Genomic DNA, 16,432 nt, shown 5'->3' on the forward strand with positions numbered 1-16,432 from the left:
ACTCACAGACGGTTGCCGTCGTCGTCCCAGTGCTCGGCGACCTTCTTCGACGGTTGAACGCGAGGAGGTTCGCCGGGCATCTTGGGGTAGTCGGGCGGGAAGTTGAGTTCGCCGCCCGGCAGGGTCTCCCAGAGTTCCAGCAGCGGGTCCAGCGAGTAGGCCTGCTCGTCCATGTCCGCCCACGGATCGCCGTCGGACAGGTAGTCGGGGATCGTCACCAGGTTGTACTCGCGCGGGTCGGAGATCTCGGCCAGGTGCGCCCACGTCATCGGCGTGCTCACGGGCGCACCGGTCTTCGCCCGTAGGCTCCACGCGCTCGCGATGGTCCGATCCCGGTTGTTCTGGTTGAAGTCCAGGAAGATCCGTTCCCCGCGCTCTTCCTTCCACCAGTTGGTCGTCACCCCGTCGTCGCGGCGCTCCAGCTCACGCCCCAGCCCGATGGCGGCGTGCCGCACCTGCTCGAACGTGTACGACGGCGTGATCCTGACGTAGATGTGGATACCGCGGTTGCCGCTGGTCTTGGGGTATCCCTTCAGCCCCAACTCCTCCAGCAGTTCACGGGTCACCTCGGCCACGCGCTGCGCGTCGGCGAACGTCGTCCCGGGTTGCGGGTCGAGATCGAGCCGCAACTCGTCGGGGTGGTCGACGTCCGGGCGTCGCACCGGCCAGGGATGAAACGTCAACGTGCCCATCTGCGCGGCCCACACTGCGGACGCCGGTTCACCGGGGCACAGTTCCTCGGCGGTCCGGCGGCTGGGGAAGGCGATCTTCACGGTCTCGATCCACTCGGGAGCGCCCTTGGGGAGCCGCTTCTGATAGAAACCGTCGCCCTCCTTGTCCTGCGGGCCGAGGGCGAGACGCATCCCGTCACGGAAACCGTCGGGCCACCGTTCCATCGCGGTCGGTCGCTCGCCGATCGCTCTCAGAAGTGGTTCACCGACGGCGGCGAAGTATTCGCACACCTGCAGTTTGGTGATCTCGGGCGTGACGTCCGTTGCCTCGTAGATCACGCGGTCCGGGCTCGATACTCGCACTTCTCGGTCACCTACCTGCACGAATGCGGGCGGCGTCTTCGCTGCCATATTATTTGCCCCCGGCGATCACGTCGGCCACGTCGTAGCTGACGGGCACGTCCAGCTGTTCGTACGTGCAGGACTTCGGATCCCGGTCCGGTCGCCACCGTAGGAAGCGTGCGGCGTGCCGCAGCCGCTCGCCTTCCATCTGGTCGTAGGCGACCTCGATGACCCGCTCGATGCGCAGCGGCACCCAGCTGCGGTCCTTGTTCGACGTCCACCGGTTGGCTTCGGCGGATTTCGGTTCTTCCCCGGTGCGCAGCGGCTGCAGTTCTTCGAGGATTTCGACGCGCCGCTTGTCGGTGAACGCCGATGCGCCGCCGATCATTCGCAGCTCGCCGTTGTCGTAGAGGCCGAGCAGCAACGACCCGATTCCGTTGCCGGATTTGTGCACTCGGTATCCGATCAACGCACAGTCGGCCGTTCTGGCGTGTTTGATCTTGATCATCTCGCGCTTGTTCGGTAGGTACAGCCCATCGAGTTTCTTGGCAACGACTCCATCGAGCCCAGCGCCTTCGAAACGCTCGAACCAATCCTGTGCGGTCGCCGCATCGTCGGTCGTGCTGGTGACCTGGCAGCGATCTCCACCCGCCATCGCCTCGAGCAACTTCTCCCGACGGAGGGAGAACGGCTCTTCCGTCAGGTCGGTCGAACCGATCGCCAGAAGATCGAACGCGACGAACATCGACGGTGTCTTCTCCGCGAGCATGCGCACTCGCGAATCGGCCGGGTGGATGCGCTCGGACAGCGCGTCCCAGTCCAGCCTCGTACGCCCGTCCCGCTCCCGCGGCACGACGATCTCACCGTCGACGACGATCTTGTCCGGCAGTTCCGCCAGGACGGCCGAGACCAGCTCGGGGAAGTAGCGGGCGAGGTCCTTGCCGCCGCGCGAGCCGAGGATCACCTCGTCGCCGTCGCGGAAGACGATGGCACGAAATCCGTCCCACTTGGGCTCGTACGACCATGCGGGCTCTCCGCCCTCCGGCTGTGCGGGGACGGTCTTGGCGGCTTTGGCCAGCATCGGTTGCAGCGGCCACGCGATCGGGAGGTCCACGAGAGCAATACTGCCCTAGTGGAACCGCGGAGGAGTACCTTCTTCCGCCGCAGGTGACCACGAATGTTCGCCTCAGCGTTCACTCGAGTCACACCTGGTCTCACGAAATCCGGACGGACGGGATATTTTTGATCCGATCTTTTGTGCTCGGATCCTCACCTTCATAGAACAAGGAACGGTCAATGCTCCCCCTCAGTCAGAAGTTTCGCGGCGCAGCGATTGCTGTGCTGGCATGTAGCGCTGTCGTGCTCGCAGGCTGTAGCAGCACCGTCACTCCGCGGGCGATCCCGGCCGCCGACGAATTGGTGACGTCGACCACCCAGACCAGCTCGTCTGCGCCCACCACGGGCGGAGCGCCGGCGCAGCAGGGCGAGGACACCGGCGGTGACGTCGACATCGATGTCGAGATCGGTGAATGCGTCGACCTCGGTGGCACCGTCGACGACGCCACCATCGACAACGCCGCATGCGGCAGCGTCGATTCGAACTACAAGGTGATCGGCAAGGCCCCCACCAACGCCGAGTGCATCTCCGACGCCGACCAGTACTACTACGAGACGTACGCGGACATCGAGCAGGGCGCACTGTGCCTGGACATCGACTGGGTCATCGGCGGCTGCATGGACATTCCGATGGACGACGATCCCGAACGCATCGACTGTGGCTCGCCCGGGTTCGATTCCGTCCGCGTCGTGGAGATCCTCAGCGGAACCACCGACGTCGACTCCTGCGATCTCCAGGCGACGAGCGGTTTCCGCTACCCGGAACGCAACTTCGTCGTCTGCGTGGAAGATCTGTAGATCGGTGTAAGACTTCCGTCATGACGGTGCTTTCATGACGGTGCTTCCATGACGGGGGCCGAGTCGGTCCGATTGAAGACTCCGCGGGGACGCTGGATCGTCGCCGCGACGGTTCTGGGGTCCTCGCTGGCGATGCTCGACGCGACCGTCGTGAACGTGGCGCTGCCGGACATCGGCCGGGATCTCGGATCCGGCGTCTCGGGACTGCAATGGACGGTGAGCGCTTACACCCTGACGTTGGCGTCGTTCATCCTGCTCGGCGGCGCGCTCGGTGACCGCCTCGGCAGGCGGAAGGTCTTCGTCTGGGGCACGGTCTGGTTCGCTGTCGCCTCGGTCCTGTGCGGTCTGGCGCCGAACATCGAGGTACTCGTCGCCGCGCGATTGCTGCAGGGCGTCGGCGCGGCGTTGCTGACGCCGGGAAGCCTCGCATTGATCTCCGCGTCCATTCATCCCGACGATCGAGGCGCTGCCATCGGCTTGTGGTCCGGCCTGGGCGGCGTCGCGTCCGCCGTCGGGCCTCTGCTCGGCGGATGGTTGGTCGACGTGGCCGGGTGGCGATCGGTCTTCCTACTGAACATTCCGCTTGCCGTCGCCGTGGTCCTGGTGGCCGTCAAGCATGTTCCCGAGAGCCGCGACCCTCATGCGGAAGGGACGCTCGATCTGCCGGGTGCAGGCGTCGTCGCTCTCGCGCTCGGCCTGCTCACCTACGGCTTCATCGACGCGTCGTGGTGGGTGGTGGCGGCGGGCGTGCTCGCGGTCGGAGCGTTCGTCGTCGTCGAGCTGCGTACGTCGAATCCGCTCGTTCCTCCGTCGCTGTTCGCGTCGCGCGTCTTCCTGGCTGCGAACTTGGTGACATTCGCGGTGTACGCCGCGCTCGGCGGGGTGTTCTTCCTGCTGATTCTGCAACTCCAGTTGGCGCTCGACTACTCGCCGATCGCCGCAGGTGTGGCGACTCTGCCGATCACCGCTCTGATGCTCGCACTCTCCGCGCGGGCCGGACGGGTGGCGCAGCGCATCGGGCCCCGTGTGCCGATGACTATCGGGCCGCTGGTCGCCGCCGCCGGACTGCTGCTGATGCTCCGTATCTCGCCGGGCGGGGCGGGAGTGGAGCCTGTGCGCACGAGCCGGTCGACGTACCTCGTCGACGTGTTGCCAGCCGTCGTCGTGTTCGGGCTCGGCTTGTCGATCCTGGTCGCGCCGCTCACCGGCGCCGTCCTCGGAGCCGTGTCCACCGACCGCGCGGGAATCGCATCCGGCGTCAACAACGCCGTCGCCAGAACCAGCCAGCTCCTGGCCGTGGCCGCCCTACCTGGCCTCGTGGGAATCGCAGGCGCCGACTACGACCGGCCCCAGACCTTCTCCGACGGCTTCCACACGGCCATGATCGTCTGCGCCGGCCTGCTCGTCGTAGGTTCCCTCATCGCCGCAGTCATGGTCAGGGGTCCTTCTCGCAAGGACCCCACCTACACCTGCGACCCGTCGTCCCCGGCGCTGAGCCCGGGGGAGCAGATTTAGGAGGGCAGGAGTGGAGCCTGCGGAACGACCCGGTGGAGGCAGGAGTGGAGCCTGCGGAACGACCCGGGTCAGGGCAGGAGTGGAGCCTGCGGAACGACCCGTTGGAGGCAGGAGTGGAGCCTGCGGAAGGACCCGGATTAGGCTGACCGTTACGGATACAGCCCATATCCGAGATCAGGTCAGGAGAGCTATGTCGACCGAGAACGATTCGCCGGACGTCAAACCGCGGAGTCGCGACGTGACCGATGGTTTGGAGAAGACCGCTGCGCGAGGAATGTTGCGTGCTGTGGGGATGGGTGACGAGGACTGGGGGAAGTCCCAGATCGGCGTCGCGTCGTCGTGGAACGAGATCACTCCGTGCAACTTGTCCTTGGAGCGCCTCGCGAAGGCGGTCAAGGAGGGGGTCCACACCGCGGGCGGGTATCCGCTCGAGTTCGGCACCATCTCCGTCTCCGACGGTATCTCGATGGGCCACGAGGGAATGCATTTCTCGTTGGTCTCGCGTGAGGTCATTGCCGACAGCGTGGAGACGGTGGTCAGCGCGGAGCGCCTCGACGGCTCGGTGCTTCTGGCCGGGTGTGACAAGTCGCTGCCCGGAATGTTGATGGCCGCAGCGCGATTGAATCTCGCGAGTGTGTTCCTGTACGCCGGTTCTACGCTTCCCGGTTTCGCGACGCTGTCCGACGGTAGTGAGCACCAGGTGACCATCATCGACGCGTTCGAGGCTGTCGGTGCGTGCTCTCGTGGCCTGATGTCCCGCGAGGATGTCGACACCATCGAACGCGCAATCTGTCCGGGCGAAGGCGCCTGCGGCGGAATGTACACCGCCAACACCATGGCCAGTGCCGCTGAGGCTTTGGGAATGTCCTTGCCTGGCAGTGCTTCTCCGCCTGCACCCGATCGTCGACGCGACGGGTACGCTCGCGCCAGCGGCGAAGCCGTCGTCGAACTTCTCCGACGCGGTATCACCGCGCGAGACATCATGACGAAGAAGGCATTCGAGAACGCGATCGCCGTCGTCATGGCCTTCGGCGGATCGACCAACGCCGTGCTCCATCTTCTCGCCATCGCCCACGAAGCCGAAGTGGAACTGACGCTCGACGACTTCCGACGCATCGGCTCCAAGGTGCCGCACCTCGCGGACGTCAAACCGTTCGGCAAGCACGTCATGACCGACGTCGACGCCATCGGCGGAGTTCCCGTCGTCATGAAGGCGTTGCTCGACGCCGGACTCATGCACGGCGATTGCCTGACGGTCACCGGAAAGACGGTGGCCGAGAACCTCGCTCACATTGCGCCGCCGGATCCCGACGGCAAGGTGCTGCGTGCACTGGAAGAGCCGATCCACCCGACCGGCGGCATCACCATCCTCGAAGGGTCACTGGCCCCGGGTGGCGCCGTCGTCAAGTCGGCCGGTTTCGACTCCGACGTGTTCGTCGGCACTGCTCGAGTTTTCGAGCGTGAACGCGCCGCGATGGACGCGTTGGAGGACGGCACGATCTCTGCGGGCGATGTCGTCGTCATTCGATACGAAGGACCCAAGGGCGGACCGGGAATGCGAGAAATGCTCGCGATCACCGGCGCGATCAAGGGCGCGGGACTCGGCAAGGATGTCCTGCTCCTGACCGACGGCCGATTCTCCGGCGGTACAACGGGACTGTGCGTCGGACACGTCGCGCCGGAAGCCGTGGACGCCGGACCCATCGCCTTCGTTCGCGACGGTGACCAGATTCGCCTCGACGTCGGAAAGGGAACCCTCGACCTCCTCGTCGACGACGCCGAACTCGAATCCCGTAGGGAAGGTTGGGCACCTCTACCTCCCCGCTACACCCGCGGCGTCCTGGCCAAGTACGCCAAGCTCGTCGGCTCCGCATCCGATGGTGCAGTACTGATCTAGCGTGTCCCCCATCGCTTGAATGGTCCATTCATACGAACAGACAACGTGTGAGGCCCTTTCAAGCGATGGGTGGGTGCGGACCCGAGCCGTGCGTCAGAGCGGCATGGACCAGACGGAGCTGGAACGCTCTTGCAGCTCGGTGCATCTGCGGCGGACGGAATCCCCGTACTGGTAGATGTTGAGCTGATCTGCGCGGACGACGGGCTTGGGCGCCCGTTTCATGACCGGAAGTTCTGCCAGGTCCAGTGCTGCGTCCAGTTCTTCCTCTGCGGTTTCGCGGCGCTTGCGGGCGATGTCGGCCAGGGCGAGGTGGTGGATGGTGAGGTGGTCCGACGCTGCCAGAGCAACTTCCTCCTCGGTGGCGGCCTGGACCTCGTAGACCTTGGCGGCGAGCTGGTAGATGCTGGGTCGGGTGAGTTCGTCGTCGACGACTGCGGTTGCCACCGGATTCTGCGTCGATCTTTCGGACGCAACCTTTTTCGGAGGTTTCTTCACCACGGCATCCGGGGCCGACGGTTGCTCGAGGAGATGCTCCAGCTCGGCAACTTCCTTGGCTGCGTCGGGATCGAATGCCGTGCGGACGGCAGGCACCACGCGCGGGGTGCGGCCGGGCAGCAACACGCCGACCACGACGGTCCCGATGGCGAAGACCACGGCCGCGATCAGGGACGTGTGCACGACGGCGTTCGCGAACGAGCTCACCGCGGTGATCACCAGATTGTCGGCGTATCCGGTGAGAAAAGTGTTCTCGCGCATGATGTCTGCGACGATCACGGCCCCGGCGACCGAGTCTCCGGACGCTTCGATCGCTTGTGCGGCTTGCGCGGTCGGCTGGCCGTCGGGCCCTTTGCCGGGGAAATCCGCGAGGTAGTCGACGATGCCGCCGCGATACGTCGTTGCGAGGACCGAACCGAGAACGGCGATTCCGAGAGATCCGCCCAGTTCCAGTGCAGTGTCGTTGAGTCCGCCAGCGACGCCGAGCTTGCTCTCGGGGAATTCAGCCATGATGGCGTCGGTGCACGGCGACACGCTGAGCCCGATGCCGATTCCCAACAGCGCGAGGACCGGAACGAAGTCGACATAGGTTGCCGTGGTGTCGATTCCGAGCATCGAGACCACGGCCAGTGTGCCGACGACCATGCCGGCCGTGACGGTGTACTTCATGCCCACTCGCGGCGTCAGCCATTGCGTGATGCCCGAGCCGACGAACACGGCGACCGCCAAGGGAAGCAGGTGTACCCCGGTCGAGACCGGGCCCATGTCCAGTACGAACTGAAGGTATTGGGCCACATAGTAGATCGCGCCGAAGGTGACGAGAAAGAACAGCAGAACGGCCAGTACTGCACCGCTGAGAATGCGGGAGGAGAACGCGCGGACGTCGAGAAGCGGGCTCGGGTGGCGAAGCTCCCAGGCGACGAATGCCGCGGTGCTGAGCGCACCCACAACCGAGAAGTACGTGGGTCCGACGCTCCAACCGAAGTGCATGCCCTCGATGATCGCGTAGACCACCGTGGACACTGCGAGCACGGAGAGCACCCCTCCGAGCCAGTCGATCCGGCCCGGGTTCACTGCACGCGACGGCGGCACCAAAGCGACGGCGCCTACGATCCCGATGATCGTGAACGGAATGTTGATCAGGAAACTCGAACCCCACCAATAGCTTTCGAGCAGCCAGCCGGCGAGCAGCGGACCCATCGCGATGGCGAGGCCCGACGTGGCTGCCCAGATGGTGACGGCCGTGGCCCGTTCGCGTTTGGGGAACGTCGCAACCAGCAGCGACAGGGTGGCGGGCATGACGATGGCGGCGGCGACGCCCATGACGATGCGAGCGAGGATCACGCCTGTCGTTGCGCCGGTCAGCGCGCCTGCGAGAGAACCCGCTGTGAAGATCAGCAGGCCGATGATGAGTGCGCCTCTGCGAGAATACCGATCGCCGATGACGCCGAACAGCAGCATCAAGGCGGCGTACGGCACGGTGTATCCGTCGATGACCCACTGAAGGTCGCTGCTCGACAGGTTCAGATCCAGCGTCATTGCAGGCGCCGCCACCAACAGCGACGTGTTCGCCATGACGACGACGAGCAGACTCAGGCACAGCACCCCCAGCGCTGCCCAACGTTTCGCGTACGGCTTTTCCATCTCCTGAACAGGAGTCATCGCAAGCAATGTCATGTGTGTTCCCCCCTAGGCACCACGCACGACACACCGCGCGCAGTGCTGTGCAGCTTAGGAAGGATGCGTTACAGTACGCAATTCTTTGTGGCGGCCGTTACACAAGTGACCGGGAAAGATCCCAACGAACGAAAGTGCCACCGTGTCAATCGAACTGACACGGTGGCACGATCTGTAACGCTGATGACCCGATCGCAGACTCGAAGAGTCCGATCAGGGGATGGGGGCGAAACCTGCTCCGACGGCGTTGCCTGCATCGATGTGGCGCAGAATCGCGTCGATGTTGGTACCGACCTGCGGTCCGAAGCACGCAACACCGAGGTACGCGTTCACCATGCCGACGAGCGTGGTGCCGACGACGACCGGGCTACCGGAGTCGCCTTCGACGACGCACAGCTGCGACCAAGTCTCCTGCGACTGCAGGACGTCACCGTAGGCGACACCGCACGTGTTACCGGTGGTGCGGCCTTCCTTGCAGACGATGTTGGGGAACGAGGCGGGCGGACCGACCTGCGTGATGGTCACGTTGCCCACGCGGTTGACCGGGACGACCTTCGCGCGATCGAACTCGATCACCGCGTAGTCGTACTCGGGGTTGGAGAACGCGATGCGTCCGACGACGCCTGCCGACGGGTCGTACTCCGGCACGATCGTGGCGCCTGCTCCACCGCAGTGACCGGCGGTGATACCGACGAGGCGGCCTTCGCGGTCGTTGCCGATGGTCGTCAGGGTGCACTCGGCAGCATTGTCGACGATGATTCCGGATCCGCCCCCCAGCACCGCCGGGGCCGCAGCTGACGCAGTTCCGACGCCGAAGCTCGCAGCAACAGCGGCCGCAGCCACGGCGACGAGCATGAACTTCTTCAACATGTATTCCCTCTCCAGCGGTGTCCGCAGAACCCTAGCAATAAGAAGCACCGATGGACGAGTGCCTGACGTCAATACGTACACATGGGTACTAAAGGTCCGATTCCAGAGCGGCCAGCATCGACCGGGCTTCCTCGAGTTGGCGGCTGAGCTCCTCGACGCGCGAGGCCGCTTCTTCTCGTGCATAGGAGATGACGGCCTCGACGGCGTCGCGCGCCGAATCGTCGCCCAGTTCGCGTACCGCGCGGGAGACGGACTCGGGGGACACCGACTGCGCTTTTCCTGGCCTACGGGCACCGTGGGTGACAGTGACGGACCAGTCGTTGTCCGGCCCGGCGTGGATGGTGACGCTGACGCTGTCCGGCCCCTTCTTTCCCTTCCTCGCCGGCGCAGGCTTCGCTGCCGCAGGCTTGGGCGTGACCGTCTTGGGCGTGACCGTGTTGGGCGCGGCGGGTGTCGTCACCTCTGCCTTCGGAGCTGCGGATTTACTGGCCGCAGGCTTGGGCGCAGGCTTGGGCGCGGGGGCGGGCTCGGTCCATTCGGCCACCTCGGGCCCCGGCGTCGACGCCGGTTTCGGTGCCTGCTTGGGTGCACCGCCCGGAGGGTTCCGGGTGATCCGAAGTTCCTCCGCTTCGAAGGGGAGTTCGTCGTTGACACCCTTGGGACTGATGGTGACGGTGTTTCCGTCGATGGCAACGACCCTCGCCGACGTCCCCTCGGGCAGGCCCAGGCTCGGGGTCGGCTCGATGAGGTACACCGTCGCGCGCCGGCCCTCGGCGAGGGCCGTGGCCAGCGTGTCGAGATTCTCCGGCGTCAGGGAACCGGTGGGCGTCGAACGTCTACGCGGTGGCATCGGTGCATACCTCTCTCGAAAGTGTTTGCGAATACTGTCCCACACTTGCCGCCCGGAACGCAGAATCCATGCATGCGATCGACACCCATCACCCCCGACCTTCTTCTCGGTGCACTCGATACCGAGGTCACCGAACGCGGCCTGATTCCGCACCGGCTGCCCGCGTGGACTCGCAGCCGGTTTCCCGACGACCGGATCGCCGGGGCCGAGGTGCAGCCGGCGGGGGTTCGGCTCGCTTTTCGCACCGATGCAACAGTCGTCGAACTCGACGCCCTTCCGACGCGGCAGGAGTTCGTCGGACTCCCGCCCCGTCCGCCGGGGATGTTCGACGTGACGATCGGCGGGGAGCTCGTGCACAGCGTGACGTCGACCGGTGGCAACGTCCTGTCCGTCGACATGGCGACCGGCAGTGTCGATCGAACGGACGGCCCGGTCGTTCCGGTGCGATTCGAGATGGCTCCCGGCACCAAGGACGTGGAGATATGGCTGCCGCACAATCAGCACGTCGAGCTGATTGCCCTTCGTAGTGACTCGTCGATCCTTCCCGCGTCCACCTCCGGATGGCCACCGAGGCCGAGGTGGGTTCACTACGGCAGTTCCATCAGCCAGGGATCGAACGCGACGAGCCCCAGCACGACCTGGGTGGGTCTGAGCTCGTCGGCGATGGGTTTTTCCGTGACGAACCTCGCGTTCTCCGGCAGCGCGATGCTGGATCCGTTCGTCGCCCGAGTCATGCGCGACGAGCCTGCCGAGGTGATCAGCCTCGAGGTCGGCATCAACCTCGTCAACGGTGACGTCATGCGGACGCGGGCGTTCACGCCTGCGGTCCACGGGTTTCTGGACACGATTCGCGACGGGCACCCGAGCACACCGATCGTGGTGGTGTCACCGTTCTACTGCCCGATCCACGAGAACACTCCTGGGCCAGGCGCATTCGACCCCCAGGCCTTGGCCGAGGGCACTGTGCGGTTCGTCGCGACGGGTGATCCGGGGCCTGGAAAGCTGACGCTCACCGTGGTCCGAGACGAACTGCGGCGCGTGTGTGGCCAGCGCGAGGATCCGAACCTGTACCTCGTCGACGGTCTGGATCTGTACGGTCCGAGTGACTTCGACGAGTTCCCACTGCCCGACGGCTTGCACCCGGACGCACGTGCTCACCGGCGGATTGCCGAGAGGTTCGTCGCTTCGGTCCCAGCCGTCGCACGCAAGTATGTGTAACTGGAAGTAACAGATAACTTTGGGCTTGTGCCGGAGACCCGCTCGACGACGCTTTCCACTCTACTTCGCGGCCGCCCGGGAGGCATCGTGAGCGCATTGTGAGATAGCCGACCCCAAACCCGCATATGGGCCGCTTCGCCCCCGTAGCCTGGCCGAGTACCTGCGCGCGGTACGGGAAACGGGAGGACTCGATGTACCACGTCGAAGCGAGTGATCAGAGAACAACCGAGGGCCGGCAGGTCTATTTGCTCGACGCAGCGGGAGCTCTCGAGATCCAGGCACTCAACTCGTGGATCGACGCGACGACACCCGACGGTGAGACACGTCCCCCGTCGATCGCGCTGTCGGGCGACTCGTCGGGGCAGGTGGCCGAGCTGGTACGCGGAATCGGCGACGACCCCCTGTTGATTCCGCTTCGCGTGACGCTGTCGGCCAAGAAGCGTCCCGGATTCCTCCGTCGGGCACTCGCACCGCGCGGCAATTCGCTGCCGACGAAGACATGGCAACGATGGGTCCAGGGCGACGACCCGGACCGGTCCGCCGTCCTGGTCGGCGAACCCGCGACGCTGGGCGATCTGTCGGCGAAGTTCGAGAAGTCGGGCGGGAGGTCGTTGTCCTCGTTCATCGCCCGCCAGGCCACTCTTGCCCTCGACCGGGCCGAGCGAGACGTGATCGGTTCGGAGTACAAGATTCCGCGCTTCGTCGTCGAGGACATGACCGAACAGAAGAAGTTCCACGACGGCATCGCCGAGCTCGCGCAGCAGGTCGGCGAGGACGTACCCGAGGTGGAGCGACGGGTACACACCATCCTCGGTGAGATGGTGGCCACCGAGACCAGGCGGGCGGTCGAGATGTGGGGCACCCTGGGCGCCTACTTCTCTCGTGCGTACAAGGTCGACGTGGACCGAGCTCAACTGCAGAAGGTGCGCGAACTCAACAAGAAGCACCCTCTGGTGTTCCTCCCCAACCACCGCTCGTACCTCGATCCTCTGGTCCTACGGCCTGCACTGCTCGCCGAAGGACTGCCACTCAACCACGTGATGGGTGGCATCAACGTCGGTTTCTGGCCCATCGGCCCCATCGCGAAACGTAGTGGCGTCGTGTTGATCCAGCGCAAGTTCTCCGACGAGATCTACAAGTGGACGCTGCGTCAGTACATGAGTTTCCTGCTGAGCAAGCGCTTCAATCTCGAGTGGTACATCGAAGGCGGACGCAGCCGCACCGGCAAACTCCGTCCGCCGCGTTTCGGGTTGTTGACCTATCTGGTCGACGCACTCGAGTCCAGCGACGCCGAGGACGTCTATCTGGTTCCGACGGCCATCACGTACGACCGACTGCACGAAGTCGGCGCCATGGCCGCTGAATCCCATGGCGCGCAGAAGCAAGCCGAGGGAATTCGGATGGCCATCGGGTACATCCGAGCGCAGGGCAAACTGCGCGGCAACGTGTACCTCAACTTCGCGGAGCCCGTCTCGGTGCGGTCGATACTGAACGAGAACGAGGACAAACGCGTTGCGGTGCAGAAGATTGCGCTGACAGTGGCGCACGCGATCAACGACACGACGCCGGTGACCCCCGCCGCGCTGGTGACGATGGCGTTGCTCGGCATCGAAGACCGTGCCCTGAACGTGCACGAGATGTGGGCCATCATCTCGCCTCTCGCGAGCTACATCAAGAGGCGCGGTCTCCCGACGGCGGGCGGCATCGACATCAGCGAGGTCGACGTGGTTCGGTCCGCCGTCATCGCGCAGGTGAATGCAGGCGTCGTCAAGCGTTTCGACGACGGGCCCGAGCCGGTGTTCTATCTCGCCCAGGACAAACATCTGGTTGCGGCGTTCTTCCGCAACAACGCAATTCACTACTTCGTGATGCGCGCCATCGGCGAACTCGTCGTCCTGCCCGATCTGGGCCAGGACACACCGTCGACGCCCGAGTCGTTGTGGAAGTCGGCGCTCGAGCTCCGCGACCTGCTCAAGTTCGAGTTCTTCTTCGGCGACAAGAAGGATTTCGGTGATCGCCTGGAAGCCGAGGTGGCGCTGATCGATCCGGATTGGCGTGCAAATCTGGACGATCCCGAGTACTCCTCGCGGCAACTCGAGTCCCAGGACCTGCACCTCGCTCACCGTGTGTTGCAGCCGATCCTGGAGGCCTACCAGGTGGTGGCGGATCAGCTCATGCTGCAGCCCACCGGAGTCGAGTTCGACAAGGCGTCGTTCGTCGCGCACTGCCTCGGCGCAGCTCAGGCCCGCAGGCTTCGGCAGCAACTCGATCACAGCGAAGCCATCTCGGGCGAACTCTTCGACACAGCACTGCAATTGGCCGACAATCGGAACCTCGTCGATCCGGAGGGCGAGAACCTCGCGCAGCGCCGACGAGACTTCGCCCGTGAGATCAACGAATGGGCACGGAAAGCGAGAATCGTCCGCGACATGGCCCACCGCATGCTCGACGAGGTGGATCCGTTGACCCTTCCGGCCCCCGTCGCGAGCACCGACGAACGCGAGGACGACGCCTGATGACCAATCCTCTCGACCTCCAGCTGCAGGCCATCGCCGAGGCACCCGAAGGGCCGGACACTGCTGCGTTCTTCGACCTCGACGGCACGCTGATCAACGGCTTCTCCGCGAAAGCCGTGTTCCTGGAACGCCTGAAGACTCTCGATGTCACCGTTCACGAACTGTGGGAGATCTCGAGCGCCGTCGTGGAGATGCGGATGCGCAACTCACCCGTCGACAATCTGATGGGCAAGGCCGTCAAGGGCCTCGAGGGACGGCGCGAGGAGGACCTGATGGAGCAGGCATACACCCTGTTCCGCAACGAGATCGCGCCGATGATCTACCCGCAGGCCCGCAAGCTCGTCGAAGCACACCGGCACGCGGGTCACCGGCTGGTGATGGCGACCTCCGCGACCCCGTATCAGGCAATCCCCGTCGAGCAGGACCTGATGTTCGACGAGTTGCTGTGCACTACACCGGTCGTCGTCGACGGCGTCCTCACCGGTGAACTCGTCGGGACGTCGTTGTGGGGGCCGCGCAAAGCGAAGGCCGTCGCGGACTACGCGGACCGAGAAGGCCTCGACCTCAGTCGCTGTTTCGGATACTCCAACGGCGGCGAGGACGTGCCGTTTCTGGCGGAAGTCGGCCATCCCGTCGCACTCAACCCCGACGAGGAGCTCACCCGGCACGCAGACAAGGCCGGCTGGACCTCGTTGAGGCTCGAGAACCCCAAGCGCGGCACCGACCTGGCGTCGGCGGTTCGCAGTACCGCTGCCCTGGGCTCCGTTCTCGCCAGTGCCGGAATCGGGCTCGGTCTCGGCCTGTTGACCCGTAGCAGACGGACGGGTGCCAACATCACCTCCTCCATCGCACCGGACATCGCGTTGACGCTCGCCGGCGTGAGCTTGAACGTCGTCGGCACCGAGAACGCGTGGTCCGCTCGGCCTGCAGTGTTCATGTTCAATCACCAGAGCACCGCGGACTCGATCATCGTTGCCTCGATCCTCCGTCGCGACATCACCGCCGTGGCCAAACGGGAACTCGAACGCGACCCGCGATTCGCCCTCCTCGGCAAGATCTTCGACGTCGCCTACATCGACCGCGGCGATCCCGCCCAGGCCAGAGAGGCCATGGCCCCGGCCATCGAGAAGTTGCATTCCGGCATTTCCGTCGCGATCGCGCCCGAGGGCACCCGGATGCCGACGTCGCGGCTCGGCCGATTCAAGAAGGGCGGCTTCCACCTCGCGATGCAGGCCGGAGTACCCATCGTTCCCATCGTCATCCACAACGCAGGCGACGTGATGTGGAAGAAGGATTTCACCGCGCACTCCGGTACGGTCGATGTCACCGTCGGCGAGCCCATTTCCACCGCGGACTGGGTTCCCGAGAAGATCGACAACTACATCGACGACGTCCGATCCTATTTCGACAGAACGTTGGGATATGCCTGAAGAACAGATCAGCTCGGTGGTACAGAGAGAAATCGAAAGAAATCTTCTGGGGGGAACACCGAAGTACACGCGCACCGACATCGTCGAGAAATCAGGGATACCGCTCGAGCGGGTCATTCAACTGTGGATCGCGATGGGCTTCCCCGTTCACACCGACGCCGATGCCGTCGTGTACACCGACGCGGATCTCGATGCTCTGCGCATGATCACCGGTCTCACCGAGCAGAAGGTCATCCGCCCGGACATGGAGGTCGCCATCGCGCGCACTCTCGGTCAGACGATGTCCAGGCTCACCGAATGGCAAGTGGGCGTTGTGAACAGTCACATACACGACCGCGTCGCCGAGGGACGTGACGCAGAGGGCCGGGACCCGGCCGAGCTCGCGAGCCCCGCAGACCTCGACGCCATCCGCCGCGACGCGCGTGAGATCGCGGCGCAGACGGTACCGACGCTCGAAGCCCTGCAGTCCTACACCTGGCGCAGGCACCTGGCTGCCACAGCAGGCCGCGCCATCGCCGATCCGGGCGAAGAGACCACCAGCCGTACCCTGGCGGTCGGTTTCGCAGACATGGTCGGATACACCAGCCTGACTCGACGCCTCGCCATCGACGAACTCACCGAACTGCTCGAGCAGTTCGAGTCCGTGGCCACCAACATCATTGCGCGCGGTCGTGGTTCGGTGATCAAGAACGTCGGTGACGAAGTGATGTTCAGTGCACAGACGCCCGAGGACGCCGCCCACATCGCCCTCGATCTCCAGGACGCGTTCGCGACCTACGAGGACATGCCCGAGCTCCGTGTCGGAATTGCCTGGGGTCCGGTGCTTGCCCGTTACGGCGACCTCTACGGTTCGGTCGTCAACATGGCTGCGCGCCTGACCAGCTCGGCGCACCCGGGAACCATCCTGGTCGACACGACGCTGACGGAACTGCTGAAGGAAGATTCCGAGTTCTACCTCAAGTCTCTACGCTCCCTCCGTGTTCGCGGATTCCACAAACTCAAGCCGCACGCGCTGCGAAGGAACAGAAGAGACTGAC

General features: G+C 64.9%; 12 protein-coding genes. 7 read left to right on the forward strand and 5 right to left on the reverse strand.

Annotation, left to right across the window (positions count from 1 at the left end; translation table 11 throughout):
* Positions 1-2 precede the first annotated feature (2 nt).
* Positions 3-1,082: a DNA polymerase domain-containing protein gene (locus tag CH293_RS08700; RefSeq protein ID WP_037109442.1), complete on the reverse strand. Its 1,080-nt coding sequence runs from the start codon at positions 1,080-1,082 to the stop codon at positions 3-5.
* Position 1,083: 1 nt separating this feature from the next.
* Complete coding sequence (locus CH293_RS08705; protein WP_094719977.1) at positions 1,084-2,127, reverse strand: ATP-dependent DNA ligase; 1,044 nt, start codon at positions 2,125-2,127, stop codon at positions 1,084-1,086.
* A gap of 182 nt (positions 2,128-2,309) precedes the next feature.
* Here CH293_RS08705 and CH293_RS08710 point away from each other — a divergent pair, with 182 nt between their 5' ends.
* The 3 genes from CH293_RS08710 (at position 2,310) to ilvD (ending at position 6,339) form a co-directional block, all read left to right on the forward strand.
* On the forward strand, positions 2,310-2,927 hold the full coding sequence (locus tag CH293_RS08710) for a hypothetical protein (protein WP_037109447.1): 618 nt from the start codon (positions 2,310-2,312) through the stop codon (positions 2,925-2,927).
* 48 nt (positions 2,928-2,975) lie between these two features.
* Positions 2,976-4,442: an MFS transporter gene (locus tag CH293_RS08715; RefSeq protein ID WP_094719978.1), complete on the forward strand. Its 1,467-nt coding sequence runs from the start codon at positions 2,976-2,978 to the stop codon at positions 4,440-4,442.
* Between the two features lie 190 nt (positions 4,443-4,632).
* On the forward strand, positions 4,633-6,339 hold the full coding sequence (ilvD, locus tag CH293_RS08720; protein WP_037109451.1) for a dihydroxy-acid dehydratase: 1,707 nt from the start codon (positions 4,633-4,635) through the stop codon (positions 6,337-6,339).
* 93 nt (positions 6,340-6,432) lie between these two features.
* Here the strand turns inward: ilvD and CH293_RS08725 are convergent, their stop codons facing one another.
* From CH293_RS08725 to CH293_RS08735, 3 genes are all read right to left on the reverse strand, one after another.
* A complete protein-coding gene (locus CH293_RS08725) occupies positions 6,433-8,511 on the reverse strand; it encodes an MDR family MFS transporter (protein WP_255122770.1) in 2,079 nt (692 codons plus the stop codon).
* A gap of 213 nt (positions 8,512-8,724) precedes the next feature.
* A complete protein-coding gene (locus tag CH293_RS08730; protein ID WP_037109455.1) occupies positions 8,725-9,381 on the reverse strand; it encodes a S1 family peptidase in 657 nt (218 codons plus the stop codon).
* 88 nt (positions 9,382-9,469) lie between these two features.
* On the reverse strand, positions 9,470-10,231 hold the full coding sequence (locus CH293_RS08735) for a DUF6319 family protein (protein WP_094719979.1): 762 nt from the start codon (positions 10,229-10,231) through the stop codon (positions 9,470-9,472).
* 72 nt (positions 10,232-10,303) lie between these two features.
* On the opposite strand from CH293_RS08735, the gene CH293_RS08740 reads away from it, so the two are divergent.
* The 4 genes from CH293_RS08740 to CH293_RS08755 all read left to right on the forward strand — a co-directional run bounded on the left by CH293_RS08740 (position 10,304) and on the right by CH293_RS08755 (position 16,431).
* Positions 10,304-11,449 (forward strand): SGNH/GDSL hydrolase family protein, encoded by a 1,146-nt coding sequence (locus tag CH293_RS08740; RefSeq protein WP_094719980.1) that lies wholly within the window; start codon positions 10,304-10,306, stop codon positions 11,447-11,449.
* A gap of 191 nt (positions 11,450-11,640) precedes the next feature.
* Complete coding sequence (locus tag CH293_RS08745; protein WP_037109463.1) at positions 11,641-13,965, forward strand: glycerol-3-phosphate 1-O-acyltransferase; 2,325 nt, start codon at positions 11,641-11,643, stop codon at positions 13,963-13,965.
* A complete protein-coding gene (locus CH293_RS08750) occupies positions 13,965-15,395 on the forward strand; it encodes an HAD-IB family hydrolase (RefSeq protein WP_037109466.1) in 1,431 nt (476 codons plus the stop codon). The genes CH293_RS08745 and CH293_RS08750 overlap by 1 nt, the downstream gene beginning before the upstream one ends.
* Entirely contained in the window at positions 15,388-16,431 is a 1,044-nt protein-coding gene (locus tag CH293_RS08755; protein WP_094719981.1) for an adenylate/guanylate cyclase domain-containing protein, read from the forward strand. The genes CH293_RS08750 and CH293_RS08755 overlap by 8 nt, the downstream gene beginning before the upstream one ends.
* The last annotated feature ends 1 nt before the right edge of the window (position 16,432 follow it).

Origin of the sequence: Rhodococcus sp. 14-2470-1b, assembly GCF_002259415.1 — a bacterium.
Lineage (GTDB): Bacteria > Actinomycetota > Actinomycetes > Mycobacteriales > Mycobacteriaceae > Rhodococcoides.

Coding starts and splice junctions, on each gene's coding strand:
- CH293_RS08700 (WP_037109442.1), bottom strand. CDS start 1,082: ATGGCAGCGAAGACGCCGCCCGCATTCGTGCAGGTAGGTGACCGAGAA.
- CH293_RS08710 (WP_037109447.1), top strand. CDS start 2,310: ATGCTCCCCCTCAGTCAGAAGTTTCGCGGCGCAGCGATTGCTGTGCTG.
- CH293_RS08715 (WP_094719978.1), top strand. CDS start 2,976: ATGACGGGGGCCGAGTCGGTCCGATTGAAGACTCCGCGGGGACGCTGG.
- ilvD (WP_037109451.1), top strand. CDS start 4,633: ATGTCGACCGAGAACGATTCGCCGGACGTCAAACCGCGGAGTCGCGAC.
- CH293_RS08725 (WP_255122770.1), bottom strand. CDS start 8,511: ATGACATTGCTTGCGATGACTCCTGTTCAGGAGATGGAAAAGCCGTAC.
- CH293_RS08730 (WP_037109455.1), bottom strand. CDS start 9,381: ATGTTGAAGAAGTTCATGCTCGTCGCCGTGGCTGCGGCCGCTGTTGCT.
- CH293_RS08735 (WP_094719979.1), bottom strand. CDS start 10,231: ATGCCACCGCGTAGACGTTCGACGCCCACCGGTTCCCTGACGCCGGAG.
- CH293_RS08740 (WP_094719980.1), top strand. CDS start 10,304: ATGCGATCGACACCCATCACCCCCGACCTTCTTCTCGGTGCACTCGAT.
- CH293_RS08745 (WP_037109463.1), top strand. CDS start 11,641: ATGTACCACGTCGAAGCGAGTGATCAGAGAACAACCGAGGGCCGGCAG.
- CH293_RS08750 (WP_037109466.1), top strand. CDS start 13,965: ATGACCAATCCTCTCGACCTCCAGCTGCAGGCCATCGCCGAGGCACCC.
- CH293_RS08755 (WP_094719981.1), top strand. CDS start 15,388: ATGCCTGAAGAACAGATCAGCTCGGTGGTACAGAGAGAAATCGAAAGA.